This window comes from Actinomadura fibrosa (genome assembly GCF_900659615.1).
In the GTDB taxonomy this organism is placed as follows: Bacteria; Actinomycetota; Actinomycetes; order Streptosporangiales; family Streptosporangiaceae; genus Spirillospora; species Spirillospora fibrosa.
The window spans coordinates 1-4,147 of the sequence record NZ_CAACUY010000440.1 but is presented as its reverse complement, the minus strand read 5'-3'; the positions used below and the strand labels follow the sequence as shown (position 1 = coordinate 4,147).

Annotated in this window: 5 protein-coding genes; 1 reads left to right on the top strand and 4 read right to left on the bottom strand. The window is 72.5% G+C overall.

What is annotated here, in order from left to right:
• Window positions 1-500, bottom strand: a 500-nt coding sequence (locus E1300_RS48080) for an NAD-dependent epimerase/dehydratase family protein (RefSeq protein ID WP_131763932.1), incomplete at its 3' end; no start/stop codon positions are given.
• A gap of 2 nt (window positions 501-502) precedes the next feature.
• Complete coding sequence (locus tag E1300_RS48075; protein ID WP_131763931.1) at window positions 503-1,411, bottom strand: putative sugar O-methyltransferase; 909 nt, start codon at window positions 1,409-1,411, stop codon at window positions 503-505.
• 163 nt (window positions 1,412-1,574) lie between these two features.
• Here E1300_RS48075 and E1300_RS48070 point away from each other — a divergent pair, with 163 nt between their 5' ends.
• A complete protein-coding gene (locus tag E1300_RS48070) occupies window positions 1,575-2,870 on the top strand; it encodes an activator-dependent family glycosyltransferase (RefSeq protein ID WP_131763930.1) in 1,296 nt (431 codons plus the stop codon).
• An 81-nt stretch (window positions 2,871-2,951) separates the two neighbouring features.
• Here the strand turns inward: E1300_RS48070 and E1300_RS48065 are convergent, their stop codons facing one another.
• Window positions 2,952-3,254 (bottom strand): acyl carrier protein, encoded by a 303-nt coding sequence (locus tag E1300_RS48065; protein ID WP_131763929.1) that lies wholly within the window; start codon window positions 3,252-3,254, stop codon window positions 2,952-2,954.
• A gap of 19 nt (window positions 3,255-3,273) precedes the next feature.
• A partial coding sequence (locus E1300_RS48060; RefSeq protein ID WP_131763928.1) for an acyltransferase domain-containing protein occupies window positions 3,274-4,147 on the bottom strand: 874 nt, incomplete at its 5' end.

Below are 4,147 nucleotides of genomic sequence, written 5' to 3'. Positions count from 1 at the left end.
CCGCACGCCACCGACACGCGCAGGACCACGCCGTCGAGTCCGCCGTCCCCGGCCGCGCGCAGGACGGCCCGCCCGCCGCGGAGCTTCGTGCGCCCGTACGGCGAGACCGGCGCGGGCGGCCACGTCTCGTCGATCGGCGTGCCGCGCGGCGCGGGCCCGTACTCGTAGGCGCTGCCCAGGTGGACGAGCCGCGGCCGTCCCGGCGAGGCGGCGAGGACCTCGGTGAACCGCTCGGGCAGTTCGGCGTTCAGCCGGATCATCTCCTGTTCGGTGCCGCCCCAGACGGCACCGGCCGCGTTGACCACCACGTCCGCTCCCGTGCACAGGCCGGCCAGTTCGCGGCGCCCCGCCCGGACGAGGTCCAGGGCCACGCCGTCCTTGGCCGTCCTGGACACCGGGACGACCCGGGCGCCGGCGGCGGCGAACGCGGCGTGGATGTGGCGCCCGAGGAAGCCCGAGGCGCCCAGGAGGAGCACCGTCGTCCCGGCCGGTGGCCCCATCCTCACGTCCGCGATCTCTTGTAGAGGGCCTGCCAGAAGTAGCTCCACGGCAGCCCCCGCTCGTCCGCGACGCACGTCCAGCTCTCGCCGGGCCGGTACGCGTCGATGAAGGCGGGGACGGCCGCGGTCACCGCGTCGGCGTCGAAGATGTCGAGCACCTTGCGCAGCGGCCCGGTGCGCAGCGCCTCCTCGACCGCGGCGTGGCCCTTGAAGTGCCCGTCCAGCTTCGCGTCGAGGAACTTGCCGACCGGGTTCTTGACGTAGGACGCGGCGCAGGTCTCGTCGATCAGGTCGAGGTAGTCCCGCACGGTCTCGGGGAGCATCTCGGCGAACGAGTGGATGTTGACGCACAGGTCGAACCGCGGCGCCGCGACGACCTGGTCGATGTCGTCCACGTCCACGAAGCGGACCTTGGCGAACCGCGCCTCGTCCAGGACCTCCCGCAGGTAGGCCCGGCTGAGGTTCAGCGTGTTGGTGAGGTCGACGATCCAGTACTCGGCGAGGTCGTGGTTGGCCAGCATCGCGTGGCCGGTCCGCCCGTATCCGGCCCCGATCTCCAGCACCCGGGCCCCACTGAGCTCGACCTGCCGCTCGATGAATCCGAGCTCCAGCACGGCCTGGAGGTAGTCGAGGCAGACGGGCTCCCCGCCCACCCGCACCGTCAGCGGCTCCCCCACCTCCCGGTTGGGGATGTTGCGCAGCCGCTTCCAGTCCTCCTCGCCGAGCTCGGTGGCCAGGTCGTACACCAGGGTCTTGAGGTAGCGCACCCCGTTGGCCTCGGGGCTCCAGAAGGAGACGTTGAAATTCCGGTCGTCGGCTTTGAATCCGGTGAGATCGACGGCCGCGTCCGCGGTGACCCAGTTATCCTGAATTCGCTCCCACTGCGCACTTGCCTGGAGATTGCGCGCCATCTCGTTCCTTCCCTCATGGAGCACGGCCGCCGCGGCCGGCGAATGCTGACGCCAGCAGTGTCCACGACCGCACTAAAGGTGGCCTAACGCACTCCACTCGCCGCATCCACTAGGGGTTGAATTAGGGGTGGAGCGGCCGGAGCCGCCAGCTAAGCTTCACGATATGCGTGTATTGTTCACTTCTTTTCCAGGGCGAACGCACTTCTTCAACAGCGTGCCGCTGGCCTGGGCGCTCTGCGCGGCGGGACACGAGGTGCGCGTGGCGAGCGGGCCGGAGCTGGTGGACGCCATCACCCGGTCCGGCCTGACCGCGGTCCCGGTCGGGTCGGCCGAGACGCTCAAGGAGAAGACCCAGCGCGTCATGGAGGAGAAGGAGTACGGCTCCGTCGAGCGGTGGCAGGCGCTGGCGAGCGCACCGCAGCACCGCCTCGCGGGCGGCCGGGCCGACTCCTCCGAATGGGCGGACCTCAGCCGGCTGTACGACCTGGCGATCACCCCCGGGGCGAGCCTCATGAACGACTCGATGATCGACGACATGGTGGCGTTCAGCCGCTGGTGGGGACCCGATCTGGTGCTCTGGGACGCGGCCAGCTACGCCGGGGCGGTCGCCGCCGCGGCGGTGGGGGCGGCCCACGGGCGGGTGCTGTACGCGCACGACACCGACACCGAGATGCGCGCCCGCCTCCTGCGGCTGAAGGCCGAACAGCCGCCCGGCGACCGCCGGGACTCGCTCCAGGAATGGATGACCGGGTGGGCCGGGAAATACGGCCTGGAATTCTCCGAGGAACTGTTCACCGGGCACTTCACGGTCGACCAGCTCCCGCCTTCGTTCCGCATCGACACCGGCCTGCACTACCTGTCGATGCGCTACGTTCCCTACAACGGCCCGGCCGTCCAGCCCGAATGGCTGTGGAGCACCCCGGCGGTGCCGCGGGTCCTCATGACGTTCGGGCTTTCCGTGCGGGACTGGAGCCACCAGCAGGTCATGTCGGTGGGGCGGCTCCAGGACACGCTGGACGCGGTCGCCGACCTCGACATCGAACTGGTGGTGACCCTCCAGGAGGAGCTCCGGGACCAGCTCTCGCGCATCCCGCCGAACACGCGGATCGTCGGCTTCGTCCCGCTCCAGTGCATCGTGCCGTCCTGCTCGGTGGCGATCCACCAGGGCAGCCCCGGCGGGTTCAACATCTCCCTCCTGTACGGGGTACCGCAGCTGATGTTCAGCATCGCCCCCGACGCGCATCTGAAGAGCAGGCACCTGCACCGCACGGGGGCGGGCCTGGCGATCGCGCCCGCCGAGGTGACCGGCACCGCGATCCGCGACGCCCTGGTGCGGCTGCTGGAGGACCGGGCGTTCCGGGACGGCGCCCACGGGGTGCGGCAGGAGATCCTCGGCCAGCCGAGCCCCGGCGACCTCGTGCCGAAGCTGGCGCGGCTCGCGGCCGCGCACCGCCGCTGAACGACCGCGCACCGCCGCCGAACGGCCGGGCGCATGCCGAGGGCCGGCGCCGACGGCGCCGGCCCCGCGCGTTCCGAGCCGCTACCCGACGCCCTCGCCGACACGGGCGTACTCCTCGGCGAGGTGGCTCGCGAGCTGAGCGGGCGTCGGATGGTCGACGATGGTCACCAGCGGTATCTCCATCTCCGTGATCGTCATCAGGTTCTTCGTCAGCTCCAGCGCGGACAGCGAGTTCAGCCCGAGCTCGAGGTAGTTGTCGTCGTCGGCGACCGAGCTCAGCGACAGCAGTGTCGCCACGTGCGCGCGGATCGCCTCCCGGAGCAGCCGCTCGCGCTCCGTCGTGTCGGCGCTCGCGACGGCGCGCCGAAGCTCTTCCTGGTTCATGCCGGTATCACCAATGCCTTCATCGTTCGACAACCGTTTCGCGATCCGACGGGCGGATGCCGTCGGTCCTGCCCGCGACCTCCTCTCTGCGCTTTCCCTCCGGAGCCGTCGGCGCGGCGTCGTACAGCCAGTACCGCTCACGCTGGAACGCGTACGTGGGCAGCGGGACCGTACGGGGAGGCGGCTCCTGCCCGAGGAGCCCGGCCCAGTCGACGGTGGTGCGCGCGGTGTGCAGCCGGGCGAGGGCCTCGAACAGCGTCCGCTCCTCGGACCGCGCCTCGCCGAGCACGGGCAGCACGACCGGGGGCCGCGCGCCGGCGGGCAGGGCCGGGCAGGGGCCGAGTTCGAGGAGCACGCCCGCCCCGCCGGAGACCGCGACCGCCTCGCCGGAGACCGCGACCGGCTCGCCGGAGTCCCGCGCCCGCTCGGCCCAGTACCCGGGCGCGGCGATCCGCTCGTCCACGGGCCGTCCGCCGCCGATGACCGGAACGCGCGGAGCCGCGCAGGCGGGCTCGGCACCGGTGGAGCCGCTGACCAGGCGGCACGCGTCCGCCAGGTCGAACACCCCCGCCGCGTAGGCGGCGGCGATCTCGCCGGGTCCGTGCCCGATCACCAGGTCCGGCCGCACGCCCGCCGCGTCCAGCAGCCGGACGAGCCCGGCCTGCAACGCGAACAGGCGCGACCGCTCTCCGGCGCCGCCGGGGGGCCGCCCGCCGCCGAGCAGCACGCCGCCCGGCGGGCACTCCAGCAGCTCGCACGCCTCATCGACGGCGGCGGCGAACACCGGGAAGCGCTCGTACAGTTCCGCGCCGGCGCCGGGCCGCAGCCCCTGCCCGGCGAACGCCCAGGCGACCCGGCCGCCTTCCGGCGGCGCGGCCCCGCCGGTCGCGATC